The 17,996-nt window shown below is 47.8% G+C and carries 18 protein-coding genes; 9 read left to right on the forward strand and 9 right to left on the reverse strand.

Features of this window, described 5'->3' with window-relative positions:
* The first annotated feature begins 119 nt into the window (after window positions 1–119).
* The 3 genes from IC229_RS01600 (at window position 120) to IC229_RS01610 (ending at window position 4,436) form a co-directional block, all read left to right on the forward strand.
* On the forward strand, window positions 120–1,886 hold the full coding sequence (locus tag IC229_RS01600) for a hypothetical protein (protein ID WP_190885163.1): 1,767 nt from the start codon (window positions 120–122) through the stop codon (window positions 1,884–1,886).
* 82 nt (window positions 1,887–1,968) lie between these two features.
* Window positions 1,969–3,501, forward strand: coding sequence for an MBOAT family O-acyltransferase (locus tag IC229_RS01605; RefSeq protein ID WP_190885324.1), 1,533 nt, complete (start codon window positions 1,969–1,971; stop codon window positions 3,499–3,501).
* Window positions 3,502–3,635: 134 nt separating this feature from the next.
* Window positions 3,636–4,436 carry an FkbM family methyltransferase gene (locus tag IC229_RS01610; protein ID WP_190885164.1) on the forward strand — a complete coding sequence of 267 codons (801 nt, stop codon included), beginning with the start codon at window positions 3,636–3,638 and terminating at the stop codon, window positions 4,434–4,436.
* 31 nt (window positions 4,437–4,467) lie between these two features.
* Here the strand turns inward: IC229_RS01610 and msrB are convergent, their stop codons facing one another.
* The 3 genes from msrB to prmC all read right to left on the reverse strand — a co-directional run bounded on the left by msrB (window position 4,468) and on the right by prmC (window position 7,009).
* Window positions 4,468–4,968 carry a peptide-methionine (R)-S-oxide reductase MsrB gene (gene msrB, locus IC229_RS01615; protein ID WP_190885165.1) on the reverse strand — a complete coding sequence of 167 codons (501 nt, stop codon included), beginning with the start codon at window positions 4,966–4,968 and terminating at the stop codon, window positions 4,468–4,470.
* Between the two features lie 130 nt (window positions 4,969–5,098).
* Window positions 5,099–6,076 carry an AAA family ATPase gene (locus IC229_RS01620; protein ID WP_190885166.1) on the reverse strand — a complete coding sequence of 326 codons (978 nt, stop codon included), beginning with the start codon at window positions 6,074–6,076 and terminating at the stop codon, window positions 5,099–5,101.
* Window positions 6,077–6,160: 84 nt separating this feature from the next.
* Entirely contained in the window at window positions 6,161–7,009 is an 849-nt protein-coding gene (prmC, locus tag IC229_RS01625; protein ID WP_190885167.1) for a peptide chain release factor N(5)-glutamine methyltransferase, read from the reverse strand.
* Window positions 7,010–7,088: 79 nt separating this feature from the next.
* On the opposite strand from prmC, the gene ribD reads away from it, so the two are divergent.
* Window positions 7,089–8,216, forward strand: coding sequence for a bifunctional diaminohydroxyphosphoribosylaminopyrimidine deaminase/5-amino-6-(5-phosphoribosylamino)uracil reductase RibD (gene ribD / locus IC229_RS01630; RefSeq protein ID WP_394355912.1), 1,128 nt, complete (start codon window positions 7,089–7,091; stop codon window positions 8,214–8,216).
* Between the two features lie 159 nt (window positions 8,217–8,375).
* On the opposite strand, the gene IC229_RS01635 is transcribed toward ribD, so the two are convergent.
* The gene (locus IC229_RS01635) at window positions 8,376–8,558 is read right to left on the reverse strand and encodes a hypothetical protein (RefSeq protein ID WP_190885168.1); all 183 of its coding nucleotides are present in this window, start codon (window positions 8,556–8,558) and stop codon (window positions 8,376–8,378) included.
* Between the two features lie 542 nt (window positions 8,559–9,100).
* Window positions 9,101–10,258 (reverse strand): N-acetylglucosamine-6-phosphate deacetylase, encoded by a 1,158-nt coding sequence (gene nagA / locus IC229_RS01640; protein WP_190885169.1) that lies wholly within the window; start codon window positions 10,256–10,258, stop codon window positions 9,101–9,103.
* A gap of 108 nt (window positions 10,259–10,366) precedes the next feature.
* Here nagA and IC229_RS01645 point away from each other — a divergent pair, with 108 nt between their 5' ends.
* The 3 genes from IC229_RS01645 to IC229_RS01655 all read left to right on the forward strand — a co-directional run bounded on the left by IC229_RS01645 (window position 10,367) and on the right by IC229_RS01655 (window position 13,109).
* Window positions 10,367–11,635 carry a 3-phosphoshikimate 1-carboxyvinyltransferase gene (locus IC229_RS01645; protein WP_190885170.1) on the forward strand — a complete coding sequence of 423 codons (1,269 nt, stop codon included), beginning with the start codon at window positions 10,367–10,369 and terminating at the stop codon, window positions 11,633–11,635.
* Between the two features lie 64 nt (window positions 11,636–11,699).
* A complete protein-coding gene (locus IC229_RS01650; RefSeq protein ID WP_190885171.1) occupies window positions 11,700–12,212 on the forward strand; it encodes a hypothetical protein in 513 nt (170 codons plus the stop codon).
* A gap of 90 nt (window positions 12,213–12,302) precedes the next feature.
* Window positions 12,303–13,109, forward strand: coding sequence for a phytanoyl-CoA dioxygenase family protein (locus IC229_RS01655; RefSeq protein ID WP_190885172.1), 807 nt, complete (start codon window positions 12,303–12,305; stop codon window positions 13,107–13,109).
* Here IC229_RS01655 and IC229_RS01660 read toward each other — a convergent pair.
* A complete protein-coding gene (locus IC229_RS01660; RefSeq protein ID WP_190885173.1) occupies window positions 13,106–14,017 on the reverse strand; it encodes a hypothetical protein in 912 nt (303 codons plus the stop codon). The two genes, IC229_RS01655 and IC229_RS01660, sit on opposite strands and share 4 nt — an antisense overlap.
* 197 nt (window positions 14,018–14,214) lie before the next feature.
* Between IC229_RS01660 and IC229_RS01665 the strand changes: the two genes are divergently transcribed.
* Complete coding sequence (locus IC229_RS01665) at window positions 14,215–14,559, forward strand: DUF4260 domain-containing protein (protein ID WP_190885174.1); 345 nt, start codon at window positions 14,215–14,217, stop codon at window positions 14,557–14,559.
* On the opposite strand, the gene IC229_RS01670 is transcribed toward IC229_RS01665, so the two are convergent.
* Genes IC229_RS01670 through IC229_RS01680 form a run of 3 tightly spaced genes read right to left on the reverse strand, consistent with a single transcriptional unit; the run spans window position 14,554 to window position 16,916 of the window.
* Window positions 14,554–15,582 carry an AraC family transcriptional regulator gene (locus tag IC229_RS01670; RefSeq protein ID WP_190885175.1) on the reverse strand — a complete coding sequence of 343 codons (1,029 nt, stop codon included), beginning with the start codon at window positions 15,580–15,582 and terminating at the stop codon, window positions 14,554–14,556. The two genes, IC229_RS01665 and IC229_RS01670, sit on opposite strands and share 6 nt — an antisense overlap.
* Window positions 15,583–16,167 carry a Uma2 family endonuclease gene (locus IC229_RS01675; protein ID WP_190885176.1) on the reverse strand — a complete coding sequence of 195 codons (585 nt, stop codon included), beginning with the start codon at window positions 16,165–16,167 and terminating at the stop codon, window positions 15,583–15,585.
* Window positions 16,167–16,916: a helical backbone metal receptor gene (locus tag IC229_RS01680; RefSeq protein WP_190885177.1), complete on the reverse strand. Its 750-nt coding sequence runs from the start codon at window positions 16,914–16,916 to the stop codon at window positions 16,167–16,169. Before IC229_RS01680 ends, IC229_RS01675 begins: the two co-directional genes overlap by 1 nt.
* A 120-nt stretch (window positions 16,917–17,036) precedes the next feature.
* On the opposite strand from IC229_RS01680, the gene IC229_RS01685 reads away from it, so the two are divergent.
* Window positions 17,037–17,951 (forward strand): GLPGLI family protein, encoded by a 915-nt coding sequence (locus IC229_RS01685; protein ID WP_190885178.1) that lies wholly within the window; start codon window positions 17,037–17,039, stop codon window positions 17,949–17,951.
* Window positions 17,952–17,996: the final 45 nt, after the last annotated feature.

Consider the following 17,996-nt stretch of genomic DNA (forward strand, 5'->3'; position numbering starts at 1 on the left):
TGAGCATTTTTTGTCATTCTGAGGTACGAAGAATCTTAAACTATCCTCACTTATGGGCAAGGGTAGTTTAAGATTCTTCGTACCTCAGAATGACAAAAAAAGTCACCGTAACTGTTTTTATGACAAAACTGTATCGACTGCTGGCCACTCGGCCGTTCACGATAGCCCTGATTGTGTTGCCCATTTCTGCGTTCTGGATATACTTTTTTGCGCTACGGTACAACATTCCGTTTCTGGATGAATTTGAAAGTATTCCGTATTTTCTGGGTCGGTTTTTAGGGGCCAATACGTTCGGAGAGGCCATGAGCGCGTTGCTACGTCCCAATAACGAACACCGGGTTGTTTATGGCCGACTGGTGGTGCTGGGGCAATATTTTCTGACGGGTGGCCTGAATTTTGGCGGACTGATGCTGTGGGGAAATGCGTCGCTTATCGTTATTTTTTATGTACTCTATCGTGTACTACGTCGCGCCGAAGTCCAGCCGGGGGCAACCGTATCGGGTCGACGCTTAGGGGGTAGGGCATTGGTCGGTTTGATGGTGGCACCGTTGTTGTTGTTCATGGCTCAGAATTATCTGCTCACGTTCATGGCCATGAATACGTTGCAGTATCTGTCGCTTATTATGCTGGTTTTCATTACGTTCTTCGTGCTGGCAACCGACCAACCCAATTATCTTGCCGGAGCATTGGCGTTGGGCGTTTTTGCTACGTTCAGCATGGGAAATGGTATGTTACTCTGGCCAGCGGGTGCCGGTATGCTGCTGTTGCAACGTCGCTGGGTAGGCATGGGAATCTGGATGCTGGTTGGCGCACTGAGTATCTATCTGTATTTTCTGGGGTATCCGGTGCAGCAGGGCAATGCCGAAGGATTTGCCTATATCGTGGAGCACCCGTTGAAAACCATCGCCGGCTTCCTGATTTTCGCCGGTAGCGTTTTTGATCTGTTTCCGGGATTATCTTTCGAAAATCGTGTATATCTGCCGTTTATCGCTGGTCTCATCCTGATGATTGGGCTCGTATATTGGTTTATTCAAACTCTGCTAACGGCTATCACCCGAAAAAATACCTCATTTTTTCAGGTTTTTATGTTCGGCTGCTTGCTGTTTATGCTGGCCTGTATTGCCTTGGTGGCTGTGTTCCGGTTGCGGATTTATTACAGCATCGTTCTGCACACGTCGTATCGAACCAATGCTATGATACTTTGGGCCACGGCGAGTGTTCTGCTGTTCAGTCAGTTATCCGAGAAAAACCGGGAGCGCTACTGGCCAATGGCCTGGCTTTTGTTTCTGGGCCTGAACGTAGTGACGTATTTTACCTACGTACCGAAAGTTATTGAGCGGAAAAAACATTTGCAGGGTTTGACGTACAACCAGACACACAACAATATTGGCCTTGGTGGGAGTCGACATACAAATCTTGCCAAGTTCATTTCGGAGCAATTGTCCATGATGCACGAACGCGATTGGTACGATGTGCCGAAACCCGCCATTACGGCTGATGAAGAAAAGCTAAAGGCCATTCCTGCAACGACGGCGGCTAACGTATCACTACGTGTGGACAGTGTACTTGTGGACAATAAGCCTGTCTTTATCGTGGTGGAAAGTGATCAGCCAGATTATACGGTTGGGTTGAATAAAGGAACGTATCTGGTACTGAAATCGGATAAACACACGTACCTGATGTTTGGTGAAAAAAAGCAGATTCAGGGTCGAAATCCGTTTCGGGTGCCGCCGGGATTTTCAGTCCCGCTGCCAATTTATTTAATGGAAGGAGGTCGGTATCAGCTTGGTCTGTTCAATACGTCCCCAGATCATAGCGATATTCAAATGACAAAACAGTACGTCGACGTACCCGCTACCGGTGCCTGGCCGACGCAGAATTTTTAAAAGGAGTCGCTAGTCAATAGTCGTCAGTTAGCAGTGAACAATGCTGATGAAAACTGACCAGCGACTGAAAACTATAGAAAAAATGCTTTTTAATTCGCTACAATTTTTACTGTTTTTTATTGTCGTTACGCTCAGCTACTTCAGCCTGAAGTGGCAGGGGCGCTGGATACTGCTTTTATTATCGAGCTGCTACTTCTACATGGTGTTCCAGCCCGCCTATATTCTGATACTTTTTCTGACTATTGTAATTGACTACGTAGCGGGCATCTGGATTGAAAAGGCAAGCGGAAAATCGCGACGCTGGCTGTTGATTATATCACTGATTTCGAACCTAGGAATTCTGGCGTTCTTTAAATACCTCGGTTTTTTCACCGAGAACGTAGCAAGTTTGTTCGATGCGCTGAACATGCCCCACATGGCCGAGAACGTAACGGAACTGGTGAATCGCATCTTCGTAAAAGTGCTGCACATATTCGGGCAAAGCGGCATTTCGTCCTACAAAGACAACATGAGTATTCTGCCCATTGGCTTGTCGTTTCACACGTTTCAGGCCATGAGTTATACGATTGAAGTCTATCGGGGAAACCAGAAAGCCGAACGGCATTTCGGTATTTATGCGCTCTATGTGATGTTCTACCCGCAATTGGTAGCCGGGCCTATCGAACGGCCTCAGAACGTATTATGGCAGTTTCACAAAACATTTGCTTACGATGCCGAAAATGTAAAGGCTGGCCTGATGCAGATGGCATTCGGTCTGTTTAAAAAACTCGTCATCGCCGATCGGTTGGCGATGCTCGTCGATCACGCTTACGGCAGCCCCGACCAGCATAATGGCCTGACGCTGCTGGTTGCTACGTTCTTTTATACATTCCAGATTTACTGCGACTTTTCGGGCTATTCCGACGTAGCGATTGGGGCCGCTCGAGTGATGGGTTTTAACCTGATGGAGAACTTTCGGACGCCCTATCTCTCCCAATCAATCTCGGAATTCTGGCGACGGTGGCATATTTCGCTTTCGACCTGGTTCCGCGATTACCTATACATCCCGCTTGGCGGCAATCGCAAAGGGGAAGTGCGTCAGTACATCAATATGCTCATTGTGTTCCTGGCCAGCGGACTCTGGCACGGCCCGAACTGGACGTATGTGATCTGGGGCGGCTTAAACGGGGTATATCAGGTGATGGCTGTGCTACGTGATAAATTCCTGGCCAAAGCTGGTTTCTCCCGAACGTCGCCTGTCATGGCTACGTCGCCTACGCATGATCTCGAAAGCCGAAAATCGCCGGTGCGGGTCGTGGTGAACACACTCATTACGTTCACGCTCATTATGCTCACCTGGGTATTCTTCCGCGCACGTAGCGTAAGCGACGCTTTCCTGATTTTGAAACGTATCACTACGTTGTCGTTCACCGACCGCATCGATACGCCGATGAACAGTACAGAGATGTGGTTCAGTCTGTTTCTGATTATTTTCCTGCTGGTAAAAGAAGCCAACTTCCTGACCATTCCGACACGTAGCACCCTTCGTTTTGCTACGTTGTTTGTCGTTATTACCTTTGTTACGTACCTGTTTGGCGTTTTCTCTTCGAATCAGTTTATTTACTTCCAGTTTTAAGAAACTGAAATAAATAACAGAAATATTATTTCGAGTAATTGACTTTTGCTATTTGGTAACGTCAAAAGTTTCATAGGCGAGGATGGTTTGCATAGCCTGTTGTTTACTTTTTAGTACAGACGATACCTACTATTTTGGGAAATACTACCGAATTCGCGAAGAAGCTTTTGGGAATCCACCCGCAACAGGGGGTAGAACCTTTAGAGACCGAACACATTGGGTCAACATATCATGGCTACTACGTGCCTAAAGGCTTTTTATCCAGCAACTCGGTTTGCTACTGTATCGGTGCGGGCGATGATATTTCGTTCGATACGGAGCTAAAAGTGCTGCATGATGCAAAAGTGTTCATTTTCGACCCCATGCCAGAAGGTATTCTTCACTTCAAAAAACTGAAAGAATTCGCCAAACACAATCAACCGCTGTCTATTCATGGACAGGCCCCGTTCACTTACCGTATTTCGGCTGATCAACTCGATACAGTTACGTTCGTGGAAATTGGCGTCTGGGATAAAAAAGATACGCTGAAGTTTTACGAACCTACCCGCGAAGGATATCCATCTCATTCGGTGTATCTGTTTAAAGAATCGGGGAAATATATTGAAGCACCCGTTGATAAGCTGAGTACGTTGATGCAACAGTTAGGGCATACTTCAGTCGATTTGGTTAAAATCGAGATTGAAGGAGCTGAATATACGGTTATCGACAGCATTCTGGAAGATAAGCTGGACATTAAACTGATTCTGGTTGAATTCGACGAAATCCATAACCCGAATGGCAAACTCTTTCATCTGCGCATCAAAAAAACCTGCGATAAACTTCGTAAAGCGGGCTACGTACTGGTTCACTCCACTGATACCATGAAGCGCTCGTTCCTGCGGAGAGATGTGTTCGAAAAGTTGAAGGCAAAAAACAGCCATCTCCAATCGGCCTAGGAGCTTTATTGGGCGGCAACGACGTAACGTTTCATTGGAAGCTGAGTGCAACGCCGTTGATGCAGTACCGAAGTCCGGTCGGTTCTGGCCCGTCGTTGAACACGTGGCCGAGGTGGGCATCGCAAACAGAACAACGTACTTCAGTTCGGTGACCGTCGGGTTCCGTATAAATAGCATTCGGTACGTAGGGCGCGTAGAAACTGGGCCAGCCCGTTCCCGATTCAAATTTGGTTTTAGACGAAAAAAGTGGATTCCGGCAGCAGATGCACAGGTACGTACCGGGCCGGTGTTCGTGCGTGAGTTCGCTGCTATTGGGCCATTCGGTGCCGTTTTCGCGAGTGATAGTATACTGCGAGCTTGTCAGCAAGTTCTTCCAGTCGGCATCACTTTTTTCCACGCGCCGTCCCCCCGGCGACGTAGTACCAGCCGGGCGTTTATGGGGTGGACGCGAACTGGCTACGAACGTACCGTAGCCCCAAAGCAAGCCAGCAACGAGAACGGCAATCAGCAGAAATAATCCGGTTGATTTCACTGCGACGAGATAGTATGAGTTACAGTTTTTTGTCATTCTGAGGAACGAAGAATCTTAAAGTTTCCTCACTGATCAGATAGGGTGCTTTAAGATTCTTCGTTCCTCAGAATGACAAAAAACTCACGTAAGGTTACCGGCCAATGGCCACTTTCCGAAGTATGGAATCAATCACCTGTAACGTAGTGACACCATCCGCTTCGGCTTCGTAGTTAAGCATGATGCGGTGATTGAATACGTCGGGTGCTACTTCCTTGATGTCTTCGGGTAGTACGTAGTCGCGCCGGTCGAAGTAGGCGAGGGCTTTGGCAGCCAGATTCAGGTAAATCGTCGCGCGGGGCGACACGCCGAACTGGATGTATCGGGCTTCGTCGCGGAGATTATACTCCAGCGGTCGGCGGGTGGCAAAAACGAGTTCGATGATGTAGCGTTCGAGGGTTTCGGAAATGGTGATGCCGTTGATTTCGTTCCGAATAGCCACCAGTTCTTCTTTGCCAAGTACGGGACGTACCTCATAATCGAAATTCAGGTTCGACATCCGGCGCATCACTTCCAGTTCGTCATCTTTGTTCAGGTAATCAACGAACACCTTCATCATGAAACGGTCGACCTGCGCTTCGGGCAGCGGATACGTTCCTTCCTGCTCAACGGGGTTTTGAGTGGCCAGCACCAGAAAAGGGCGGTCGAGTATGAAAGTTTCTTCACCAATGGTAACCTGTTTCTCCTGCATGGCTTCGAGCAGGGCCGACTGTACTTTGGCGGGCGAGCGGTTCACTTCATCGGCCAGAATCAGATTGGCGAAAATAGGTCCCTGTTTTACCTCAAATTCAGCCGTTTTCTGATTGAAAATCATCGTACCAATCAGATCGGCGGGCAGCAGATCGGGCGTGAACTGAATGCGCTGAAAATCAAGCTCCAGCACTTTTGCCAACGTATTAATTGTCAAGGTTTTGGCCAACCCGGGAACACCTTCGAGTAAAATATGTCCGCCGGTAAACAGGCCAATAAGCAGCCGGTTCAGTAGCCGTTCCTGCCCAACTACAACCTGGCTCATCTCGCTGAAAACCTCGCGAATCTTCGTATGATACGTGAATGAAGTGGTCGATTGCATTTTTAAGTCGTCAGTCGTTGGTCGTTGGTCGTTAGTCGTTGAGTAAGAATGCTGGTGACTATTGACTAACGACTGTCGACTCTTTTAAAAAGTCGCCCGGATACTCCGGTCTTTACCGTGAATGTCTTTGTATACATGAATATTTGTAAAGCCCCGGTCAGAAAAAACCTGCTGGGTGGCTTCTCCGAATCGCTCGTTGATTTCAACGTAGCAGGCTCCGCTGTTGGTCAGGTGGCGCGTGCAGAAATCCGCCACGGCTTTGTAAAACACCAGCGGATCGTTGTCATCAACAAACAGAGCCAAGCCGGGCTCGTAATCCAGTACGTTGCGTTCCATAACGGCGGCTTCGGAGCGTGTTACGTAGGGGGGATTGCTCACCACGCAATCGTAGCGATGCACAAAATCAGTCGGTACGTTCAGGATATCCTGAATCTCGAACGTAACGTCAGCCTTTAAATGTTCGGCATTTCGTTGGGCAAGCGTAAGGGCTACATCCGATACGTCCCAGCCCGTCACAACTGACTGGGGCAGAAACCGGGCCAACGTAATGGCGATGCAGCCACTTCCTGTGCCAATGTCGAGAATCGGTACGTCGTCTGTGCGATCAGCGAAATCGTGCATGATGAGACGTACCAGATCCTCGGTTTCAGGTCGGGGAATCAGTACGTCGGGCGACACTTCGAACTCAAGCCCACAGAAAATTGTGGTACCGATAACGTGCTGAATGGGTTCCTGGCGATTTAGCCGTTCCAGAATTTTGAACCAGTCGGGTTCGGTGCGGTTCGGTGGGAGCGGTTTATCGGTCAATACGTCAGTTTTGCGTAGACCGAAATAATGGTCGAGCAACATAAATGCCATTTCGCGCGCTTCCTCGGGCGGAAATGCCGTAATGTTTTTACTTAATCGGTCGTATAAGGGTTTGGCGGTGGCCATCAGGTTCTGTCGAGTAATTTTGCCAAAAATAGGGAAGTTTACGTTTGTTTTGTGGTTTTGTCATGCTGAGACACGAAGCATGACAAAACCACAACCTACAACCTACGAACAAATGAATCCATTCATGCTTCGCGCGCTCGAATTAGCTACACTCGGTAGAGGCCATGTCAGTCCGAACCCGATGGTCGGTTGTGTTATTGTCCATGAAGCTGAAGGCAAAGAACCACGTATCATCGGCGAAGGCTGGCACCAGCGCTACGGTGAAGCCCATGCCGAACGTAACGCCATTGCAGCCGTGCAGCCAACTGATCTGCATTTACTTTCCGAAAGTACTGCTTACGTAACGCTCGAACCCTGTTCGCATTATGGCAAACAACCGCCCTGCGCCGATTTGCTGATCGAGAAACGTATTGGTCGAGTGGTTTGCTGCAACAACGATCCTAATCCACTGGTTGCCGGAAATGGATTTGCTAAACTACGAACAGCCGGCATTACGGTCGAAACGGGACTTTTAGCAGAAATAGGGCGCGATCTGAACGCCCGTTTTTTTACGTTCATTGAAAAAAAACGCCCGTATATTATTCTGAAATGGGCCGAAACATCAGACGGATTTATTGCGGGAAAAAACGGTCGGCCAGTGAAAATAAGTGGCGATTTATCGCATCGGCTCGTGCATCGGTGGCGTAGCGAAGAAGATGCCATTATGGTTGGAACGAACACCGCTCGAAATGATAATCCGCGCCTGAATACGCGCTTGTGGCCAATCCAGACCGGGCTGGGGAAAAATCCGATACGTATCGTTTTCGACAGAAATTTGTCTCTCCCAACCGATCTCCATTTGTTCGATGGCTCCCAACCAACGATTGTTTTTCATGAAGAATCAGAATTTTCAAAGAGTGAAAGAGCGGACGAGCGAATGCGTGAAAAGCAGGCGAATGTTACCTTTCACGCATTCACTCATTCGCTCGCTCACGCTTTGGAAATTCTGCACCAACGTAACATACAATCTGTGATCGTTGAGGGAGGCACTACGTTGTTGCATTCTTTTATTGAAGCTGGTTTTTGGGACGAAATGCGTGTATTTCGTAGTCGTGGAGTGCTGTGCGAAGGCGTTGCCGCTCCCCGCGTCCAGGGAAAGTTGATACATCGTGAAATGGTGGGAGAGGATGAGTTGACGAGGTATGTGAATGATAGAATGAGTGAGTAAGGTTGATGCACCAGCTATTCTATCATTCAATCACTCCACGGCAGTTTCTGTACGCAGCAGGGCCGACGTTTCCCATTGATTAAAACCCGAATCTGGTTGGGTTTCCGCAACCAATTCGGGTCAACGGGCGAAGCTTGTTGGTAGCGTTGGCCACGTACACTAGCTGCGATGCTGGTTTCTCGTTGACTGACGCTGGACGCTAGATCGGTTATGACATTGAGCCTGTTCACTACGTGCCCCGAATGGATTCACGACTGGTGGAGTAGGGGAAGAGTACTGCATAATGCCGGGCGTATAGCTTCGGCGGCCTGAATACGTACCGGTGGTGGTGTATCGTCTCATGATGCTGATGAATTAATGCGTTATAATTCTTGAAAAGGGTAATAGCAAAATCGTCAGGCCATTACGTGCCTGTGCATAAATGCGAAGCGTAACTGTGAACTGGCGAACAACCGGCCCGTCGGACGGGAGAATTGGTTGTTGACTTCCTGATTAGCGAAATTCTCTGAGAACCCGTATTAACGGATGGAAAATACTATTTTGTTGTACCTAGTCAAATATGCCAATTATAATTTTGTATATCAAGTAATTTTGTGAATATAGTATTGAAGTATTTGAAAAATTCAATAGAAAACTATATATAGCCTATTTTTGAGTAGTTTATTACGTGTAAATATGGATTTGTACCTACTTTTTTAAAACTTTTTGTGTGCTTCTCAACTTCTGGAAGATGGTAAACTAAATGTATTTAAGGGTAATAGACCGATTATTTTGTCATGCTGACGCAGGAAGCATCTTAAAGCATCCTAATCTGAGAGTAAGTAAATCTTAAGATGCTTCCTGCGTCAGCATGACAAAAAACTTCTTTGTTAATCACCTATAATTCAGGCAATCTGTTTCCCAGATGCCCATACGTTTCTGGTGATGAGAGACTTATCTAACTGAAGTAGATTCGCTACGTAGCCTGTTTTGATTTTGCCCAACTCCTGCCCTAAGCCAATAATGTCAGCGGGAATTACCGACGCCATACGTAGCGCATTGGTTAACGGGATACCCGCCTGTTCAACCGCAATGCGAACGCAGTCGATCAACGTAATGGCCGAGCCAGCCAGATTTCCTTCATTGTTCACGTAGCGGCCGGGGCCTCCGCTTGGGTCGGCTTCGAAATGGACAATAAACTGCCCTAATTCAAACGTAGGCCGGGGTGGATTGGCAAACAAAGCGTCTGAAATGAGGAAGAGCCGTTCGCCCATTAAACGATAGGCAATACGTATCGTAGTTGGATTGCAGTGATAGCTGTCGGCGATGATGCTGGCACGTACCGACGGATGGTCGAAAACAGCACCCACTACGCCCGGTTCGCGACTTTCGAAACCGCGCATTGCATTGTACAGATGCGTAGCCAGCGGAACATCATCGTTAAAAGCCGACGTAGCCTGCTGATACGTAGCATTACTATGCCCGAGCGACAGCAACGTACTACTGGCTTTCAGTTGTTTAAGAGTCGAAAATTGTTCGGGCGTGATTATTTCAGGGGCCAGTGTCAGAATACGTATTACGTCGGCGTTGGTGCTGAACAGGGCTTCCAGTTCACCTTCGGCAGGCGTTCGTACGTAAGCCATGCTGTGCGCCCCCCGTTTTATCGGATTAAAATAGGGGCCTTCGGCATGAAGACCTGGTACGCCAAACGGATTTTCGTCACGTACCACCACCACGGCCGCCATCGATTGCTGCATGATTTCGAGCGACGTAGAATGGATGGTTGGCAATAACGTAGTAGTGCCATTTCGGGCGTGCGAGTCGTAAATATGTCGGACGGTATCGGGCGTAGGAACATCGTTCAGAAACAGGTTGGAGCCACCGTATAGTTGTAGATCGACAAGACCGGGAACCAAGTAGTCGCCCTCAAGATCAATAACATCTCCACCGGAAGAAGTTGGTCCGGTCGTAATTTCCTGAATACGACCATTGTCGACACGGACGGATGCGTTTGTCAACCATTCATCGCCAGTAAAGACGGTGGCATTGATAAACTGAGTCATGGGATAAAACGGATTGTCTGTATGTAGACAGGAGAATAATGGCCGGAATCTACCTGATTTTTCGTTTTTTTGCGAACAAATTTGTTTTAGTACCAATCTGTTCTTCATTTGAACGCTGCCCATTTAACTCCCCCTGCTACGTTAACGAACCCCGGTCTGGTCCAGGCGACTATCCCGCTGGCTTCGTCGAAAAGCGAAAGTAATCGCGCTCTGATTATTGATGCCCTGACGGGTTTTCGATGTGATCTTACCAACCTGTCGACCGCCCGCGATACGCAGACAATGATACGTCTACTAAAATCGGAAGACCGGAACGCCGGACCAGAAACATCCGACGTACTGGACGCGGGCACAACTATGCGGTTCCTGACTGCTTATTTCGCTGTGACGGGCAAACAGAAAATTATGACCGGCACCCCGCGCATGTGTGAGCGGCCAATCGGAATTCTGGTTGATGCGCTACGTTCGCTTGGCGCCGATATTACGTATCTGAAAAACGAAGGTTATCCACCGCTGCAACTGAACGGTTTTACGCCATCAGCTACGAATCGGCTGAGCATCCGGGGGGATGTAAGTAGCCAATATATTTCGGCTTTGCTGATGATTGCCCCTATGCTACCCAACGGATTAACGCTCGAATTGACCGGAGCCATCGGTTCGCGACCGTACATGGAAATGACCATTGAGCAGATGATTTATTTTGGAGCAGACGTGCAGGCTGATTGGGAGGCCAAGACCATTATAGTGGCTCCTAAACCGTATACGCCCAAACCCTACGCCATTGAATCCGACTGGTCGGGCGCGAGTTACTGGTACAGCGTAGCGGCTCTGGCAAAGGACGAAACGGCTGAAATTAACTTGCTGGGTCTCAAGCCGAAATCGCTACAGGGTGACAGTGCCATTGTGGATATTATGCGTTCGCTTGGTGTCGAAAGTACGTTCACAGAATCAGGAGTTAAGCTGACAAAAGGAACCGTGAGCGACTCACTAGCCTGGGATTTTACGGATTGCCCGGATTTAGCCCAAACGGTCGCGGTTTGTGCGGCTGTCAAAGGTGTTATGTTACGTATGACGGGCATTGAAAGTCTAAAAATTAAGGAAACAGACCGGGTGGCAGCTCTACAAGCTGAATTGCAGAAAATTGGGGCTGAATTGGTTGAGCTTGAACCAAATCATCGGTACGAAGTGCATCAACTGCCGACTGAACATTCTGTTCCGGCTACTATTAAAACCTACGACGACCATCGTATGGCGATGGCGTTTGCTCCTGTAGTCATGCGCGAGGAAATTATTATCGACGAACCACGCGTAGTCGATAAATCGTACCCTAGCTTTTGGGATGATATGGCGCAGGTGGCTAAGGTTCAGTTTACTTAAAAGAGGTGAAATTCTCGAAAAAGTAACGATTGTACCCTAAAATGCCTTTTGTTATATTTGTCGCATGACACCTAACCGCAGACTTGACCAACTGGAGCCTTTAATGGCGGATTCTCTTCAGAAGATTGATCGCCTGATTGAAGGGCAGGGCCAGATTATTGAAATTGCTACCCGCGCTGATCAAAAAGCTGATATAGCTGCCAGAGGAATAGCTAATCTTACCATATCGACGCAAAAACAGTTTGCCGAACTTAGAGAAGGTCAGGATGAGCTAAAAGCGAGGCAGACGCGATTAGAAGCTAATCAGGATGAATTGAAGGCCAGCCAGATTAGATTAGAAGCCAACTACGCTGAGTTGAAAGCCAATCAGGATGAGTTGAAAGTCAATCAGGATGAATTGAAAGCCAATCAAGATGAGTTGAAAACTAATCAAAACGAATTAAAGGCCAGCCAAAGTAGATTGGAAGCTAATCAAGTTAGATTAGAAGCTAATCAGGCTGAATTCAAAGTTACTCAGGATAAACTGATAGCTGGTCAGGAATTGATATTGCAGATTTTACGGGAAAAACTTTTCTGAATAGTATGAAAGTGTCCGGCTACTCTAAAGTAGCGGCTTCACATTCCAGGTTGACAGGGTAGTGCATAAAAGGTTGAGCCTGAATAAGATATGAAAAGACGAGAACAATTTGAACAGCAAGGCTATCTCATTGCCCGAAACGTGTTTACGTCTGACGAAGTAGAGAGACTTCGGAAGTCGGCTTATACGTATCGTGATGAGCAAGAGAAACTTGGTCTGGTAAAGCAGGTAAAACAGGCGGCTTCCGTAAAAGGGGATTTGCTGAGTAAAGACGGTCTGGGCTGGGTAATCTACGATCCACGTATCGTAGCGATTGCCACTGACCTTTTAGGAGATACGCCCGTCTATTTCTCCGACAGTACGTATCAGATTGGCACCGGAACCCGTGGTTTTCACCGCGATAATATCGACCGCTACCAGTTTGGACAAGGAGCTGACTGGGACGGAAATTATCCACTGATTCGCTTCGGTATTTATTTACAGGACCACGATACGTATAGTGGCGGCATCCGGTTTAAAACCGGTAGCCACAACGCAGTAGACGGGGCCGATGTGTTTGCCGATACCCGTGCGGGTGACATTGTAGTTTGGAACATGCGAACGCTACACAGCGGTAACGCCCGCCGATTAAAAGTGCTGACAAAAGTACCGTTACACATAGGTCTGGAAAACCGACTGCCCGATTTCCTCTTTCGCGAGCAGCAGGGCGAACGGGTTTCCCTGTTTTTTAGCTACGGCCTGGAAGGCAAACATCTTGACCGCTATCTGGAAAACCACATTCAGAAACGGGCTGATATGCAGGAAAACGTTCGGCTTTCGAACTACTCGCCCGAAACACTCAAAAAAGCGGAAAAGGGTAAGATAAAAGTTCTCGACGTAAAGAAGATGGTTGGTTAACGATCTTTAAACTCGTGCTCCCGTTCGAGGATGAAACGTAGCGCAACACCGAAACCCCAGCCGGAACCATCGGATTTAATAAATGATTGCTGCTCTGCCGCATTATTCACCTTATAAGTGAGGGTCGATTGTAGTGCATCCCCAATTCCCCAATATTTGCGGGCGTAAAAACCTAATTCTACCGAGGACGCCAGCCGGACTGTATATTCAGCGCCTAATTCAGCCATACCCGTAAAACGATTGGCAATAGACGTATTTATGTTGAGTTGCAACGTATCGGCGGCCCGATTTCGACGGGAGTTACTACGTCCTGTCAAACGTAGCGGATCAATCTGACCACTGCCATTGGGAATGAGCCAGGCACCCCCCGTCAGCCAAAATCCTGTATTATTCAGCGATCGTTTGCCTGAGCCGATACGTCGTTTTAGACGTACTGTGGCTCCGTTACCACTATTTTGATAATTGTAAATCAGTGGATTCGAGCCATTGGTGACGGAAACGTTCAGGCGGATGGGGAGATACCCATAACCTGCTTCAATAGCCCAGATATTTCGATAACTGTACCCCAGCAATACACTCCAGTTAGCTTTCATTGATAGATTGCTGTTAATCAGTCCATTAAATGAATTGCTTAACGTACTGGTTTCACTACGGAATCCACCTTCTACGTTTATTGAAAGTGTTTGTATTTCTTTAAGCCGCCGAAACTGGAGATAATCTTCCCGTTTACCATCGGCAGTTCGAATTTTTCCATATCGAAAATCCTCCAAACGTTCATCCGGGTCGGCAGTTAAGCCGTGTACACGCACGGGCGGTGGAGCTACCGAACTCGTGTCTATCACAATCTCCTGAGCTTGAGCAGAAATAAACGAACTCAGAAAAAGAGAAGTAAAGAAGATGTGTTTCATGATAACCCCTTGGCTAACAGAATAAATTAATCATAGAGTTTGTACTTTACTGAGTACGCTTTTTCTGTTGGGGCTGTTGCGATCAGGCTAAAGTTCTTCACTTTTTCGTAATCCGTCACTCTGTTTTCATATTTCGTCATCGTCCGGCCGACTTTTGAGCAGGACCTTTGTGATGTACTAATTGAATCATAAACATCATGAAAACGCTTTTGAAATCGGAAGAACTAATACAATTTCTGGGGGTTATTTACCTGTTTTCACAACTGAATTTCGCCTGGTGGTGGTTTCCGGCCCTGATTCTTCTGCCCGACCTCAGCATGATTGGGTATTTGGTGAATCCGGCTGTTGGAGCGGTACTATACAACGTAGTACACCACAAAGGGCTGGGTCTTACTATCGGACTGTTTGGGCTGGCGACAGGGAATCAGTACCTCATGCTGACGGGGATTATCCTGTTTGCCCATTCAACAATGGACCGTACGATGGGTTACGGCCTGAAATACTTTGATAGTTTCAAACACACGAGTTTGGAAAGTCTATAGGACGGCCATTCGGTAAGCCCCCGGCGTCTGACCGGTCCATTTTTTGAACGACCGAAAAAACACGCTGGGTTCGGCAAAACCCAGCAGATACGCAATGTCGGTAGTGCTCAGGTTCGGTTCGCGCAAATGGCTGACGGCAAGCTCTTTGCGGGTTTCATCAAGAAGTTGCTGGTACGTAGTGCCGGCGTCTTTCAAGTGGAGCTGAAGTGTACGAATTCCCATAGCCAGTCGGTCGGCGATGGCGGCCAACGTAGGTTCTTCGCCTTTCATCATCGAAACGATTTCCGTTTTAACTCGCCTGCTCAACGTAGGCGTTTTAAGTCGGTCTAAACTGGCAGCTGCATGCTTTTCAAAGAGATCCAGCAACGTAGAACTGGCATTTAGGATTGGCAGATCGAGCAACGTAGCATCCAGCACCATAGCCGTTACGTTAGCGTCGAAGGTCAGGCGGGCGGACGAGAACACACGCTCATGTTCACGCGTGTCGATTGGATGTGGATAGGCGAAGTGGACCTCGCACGGTACTATAGGCTGCCCCGTCAACGCTCGCATGACCGATAGGTAAATCGATAATTCAGAGTTAAAGGTATGATGTGGGTAAATGATCGAATTACTGGTAATCTGAAGCGATAATACGTACTGCTTTTCGCCCGTTGTCGACGTAGTGAAGTGTCCCGTCGTGCGAACACCTTCGCAGGCAATATCCTGATAATGACAGAGTTTTTCTAACGCTTTCCCTAACGTGGGCGCGTGCATCATTACGTAGGCCAACACCCCAACAGTTAATGGATTTACCAATTCGCCGAGTTTCAGCGCTACGTCAGCATCACCCGTAGTGTTAACGATTTCCTGCCAAAGTGCCTGTACTTTTGATATGGACACTCGTTCGTCGGGATTGCGGAGTTGTTCCGACGTAACGCCAATCGCGCGAGCCAACGTATCAGTGTCAGCTCCGCATTGTTTGGCCGCATACAGAATCAGGTTAATCGAGCCAATCGAAAGCGTATCGGTAGTAACTGGCATCTAACGGAAAATACGTTCGTGCGAAACAATCAGGTCAGGAAAAATGCGGCTCGGAATCTCGCCTGATTCATAAACATCGACCAGAGCGTATTTCCCATCCTCAAGTACATAGACGTTCACCGTCTTTTCTTTAGGCTGTACAATCCAGTACTCGCGCACGCCCGATTCTTCGTAAAGATTGAATTTCTCGTTAAAATCGTTTTTTGTCGTTCGGGGTGACGTTATTTCAATAATCCAATCTGGAGCGCCCAGGCAACCCGCGTCATCTAGCTTGGACGCATCACATATCACACAAAGATCGGGTTGGACAACTACTGTATGTAGTTGATCGGGTTTACCCTCATTACGTACAGGCAACCGCACATCGAACGGGGCTGTATAGATTTCACATCTTTTATCACCGAAAAAATTACCGATGCCAATTAATAAATGGCTGACTGCCGACTGATGAGCACGGCGGGGCGTCGGCGACAGCCGGTATAATTCCCCTTTAATCAATTCAACACTTTCGTCGAATTGCCATTTCAGGTAGTCGGCGTACGTATAGGTGCCTTTGGGGTCGAGTTGAGAAATATCAGTAATCATTAGGGTAACCCAGCGATTTCGTTACGCAAGTTCCTAAAATAGTCCGACGACCGCAACAGTCGACTTCCATACCACGAAAACAGCTCGCCATCTACGAGCATTACCCGCGCCGTTGGACAAATCGCCTGAAATTCTGCTACGTGTTTTTCGGTAAATGGATACGGTTCGGAAGATAGAAAGATAAGATCGGGTTGGGAAGCTTGTAAATCTTCAATTGTGACTTCTGGATAGCGAGTTTGCGTTGAAAACGCATTCTGAAACCCTGCTACGTTGAGCATGGCATCAATAAACGTATCGCTGGCGGCTACCATATACGGATTTCGCCAGATGAAATAAGCCACTCGTTCGGTAGCTACGTCTGACGTAGCAGAACGTAGTGTTTTTTCGAGTTGCTGCGCGATTGTTTCGGCTTCCTGATTTTTTCCGACTAACGCTCCCACTTCCCGAATCATCGCGAGCGCATCAGCCAGTGTTGTTACGTCGGTGAGGTGAACAACGTAGTGACGTTGTAGTTCTTCAATTTGTTCGCGGGTATTTTCTTCTTTACTGGCTATAATCAGATCTGGACGTAACTCCTGTATTTCATTGAATTTTAATGTCTTAGTGCCGCCAACTACAGTCTTGTGCGTAACTTTATCTGCCGGGTAAATACAGAATTTTGTAAGCCCGACTATTTCTTCGTCCAGACCCAGATCGAAGAGAAGCTCCGTGATCGACGGAACCAGTGAGATGATTCGTTGGAAAGGCATAACGTAGTATTCAGCGAGTAAAACAACCGACTCAGGGCCGATTTAATTGCTTTTAGCAAAATTTACGCCTTTAGTTCAAAAAATTGTGCAACGTTTACACTCAGAAGCTCTCATTTCGCCATGAAACAAGTCATTGTAGCCTGTTTGTTAGCCGGATTATTTAGCGCATCGGCGTTGGCGCAGACCAGCGTATCCGGCAAAATTACGTACGAAGGGATGCGCCAGATCGACCGGTCGCAGATGCGCATGGTTATCAACGGGCAGGAAGTCCGGCCGGGTAGTCCCGGCGCTCCTGAGCCGCCCGAAGGTATGCCCGACGTAATATCGTTTACGCAGAAACTCGTTTTCTCCGGCACAATGGCCAAGGAAGAAACCGACCGTCCGGGGGGAAACATGATGTTTCGTCGGCAGATGGATGGTGGTCAGGGAGGATCAGGTGGGCAGGGGAATCGGCCGCGTGAGATGCGCATGACTCCTCCGTTTGAGCAACAGTCGTATCTGGATTTGGCAAATCGTCAACGCATCGACGTAATGACCATCACAAAAGATTCGGTTAAGCAGACGTATCGTTCTGAACATACGTTACCTAAATCGGAAGGCTGGCAATTGTCAGATAAAACCAAAAAAATTGCTGGTTATGTATGTCATAAAGCAACCGTAGCCTATACTCCTCAGCGTCGGATGAACCGGGAACGTAACGGTAATAACGGCGGAAATGCTGATGCAAATGCACAAGCTCAGGCTCCTCAGGCGGCCGCCGAAAACTACACCATCTGGTACACAACCGACCTGCCTTTTACGTATTCGCCAGTGGCCGCGCTGACACCAGAAAAAGGCGTTGTGCTTCAAATTGAATCAGACAGTCAGTCATTTAAAGCGACGAACGTAGCGATGGAAGCTATAGACGAAGCGGCTGTGCAACCGCCTAAAGATGCCAAAGCGGTTTCGGAAGATGAAATGAATCAGCTACGTCGGAGAGCGATGGCCGATTTTCGTCAGAAAATGATGCAGAACAGTCCGTTTCCGAGAAATTGATTCTAGACTGGATAATGCCTAATGATCAATGAACAACGAATGTAA

The organism is Spirosoma profusum (assembly GCF_014699005.1).
GTDB lineage: Bacteria > Bacteroidota > Bacteroidia > Cytophagales > Spirosomataceae > Spirosoma > Spirosoma profusum.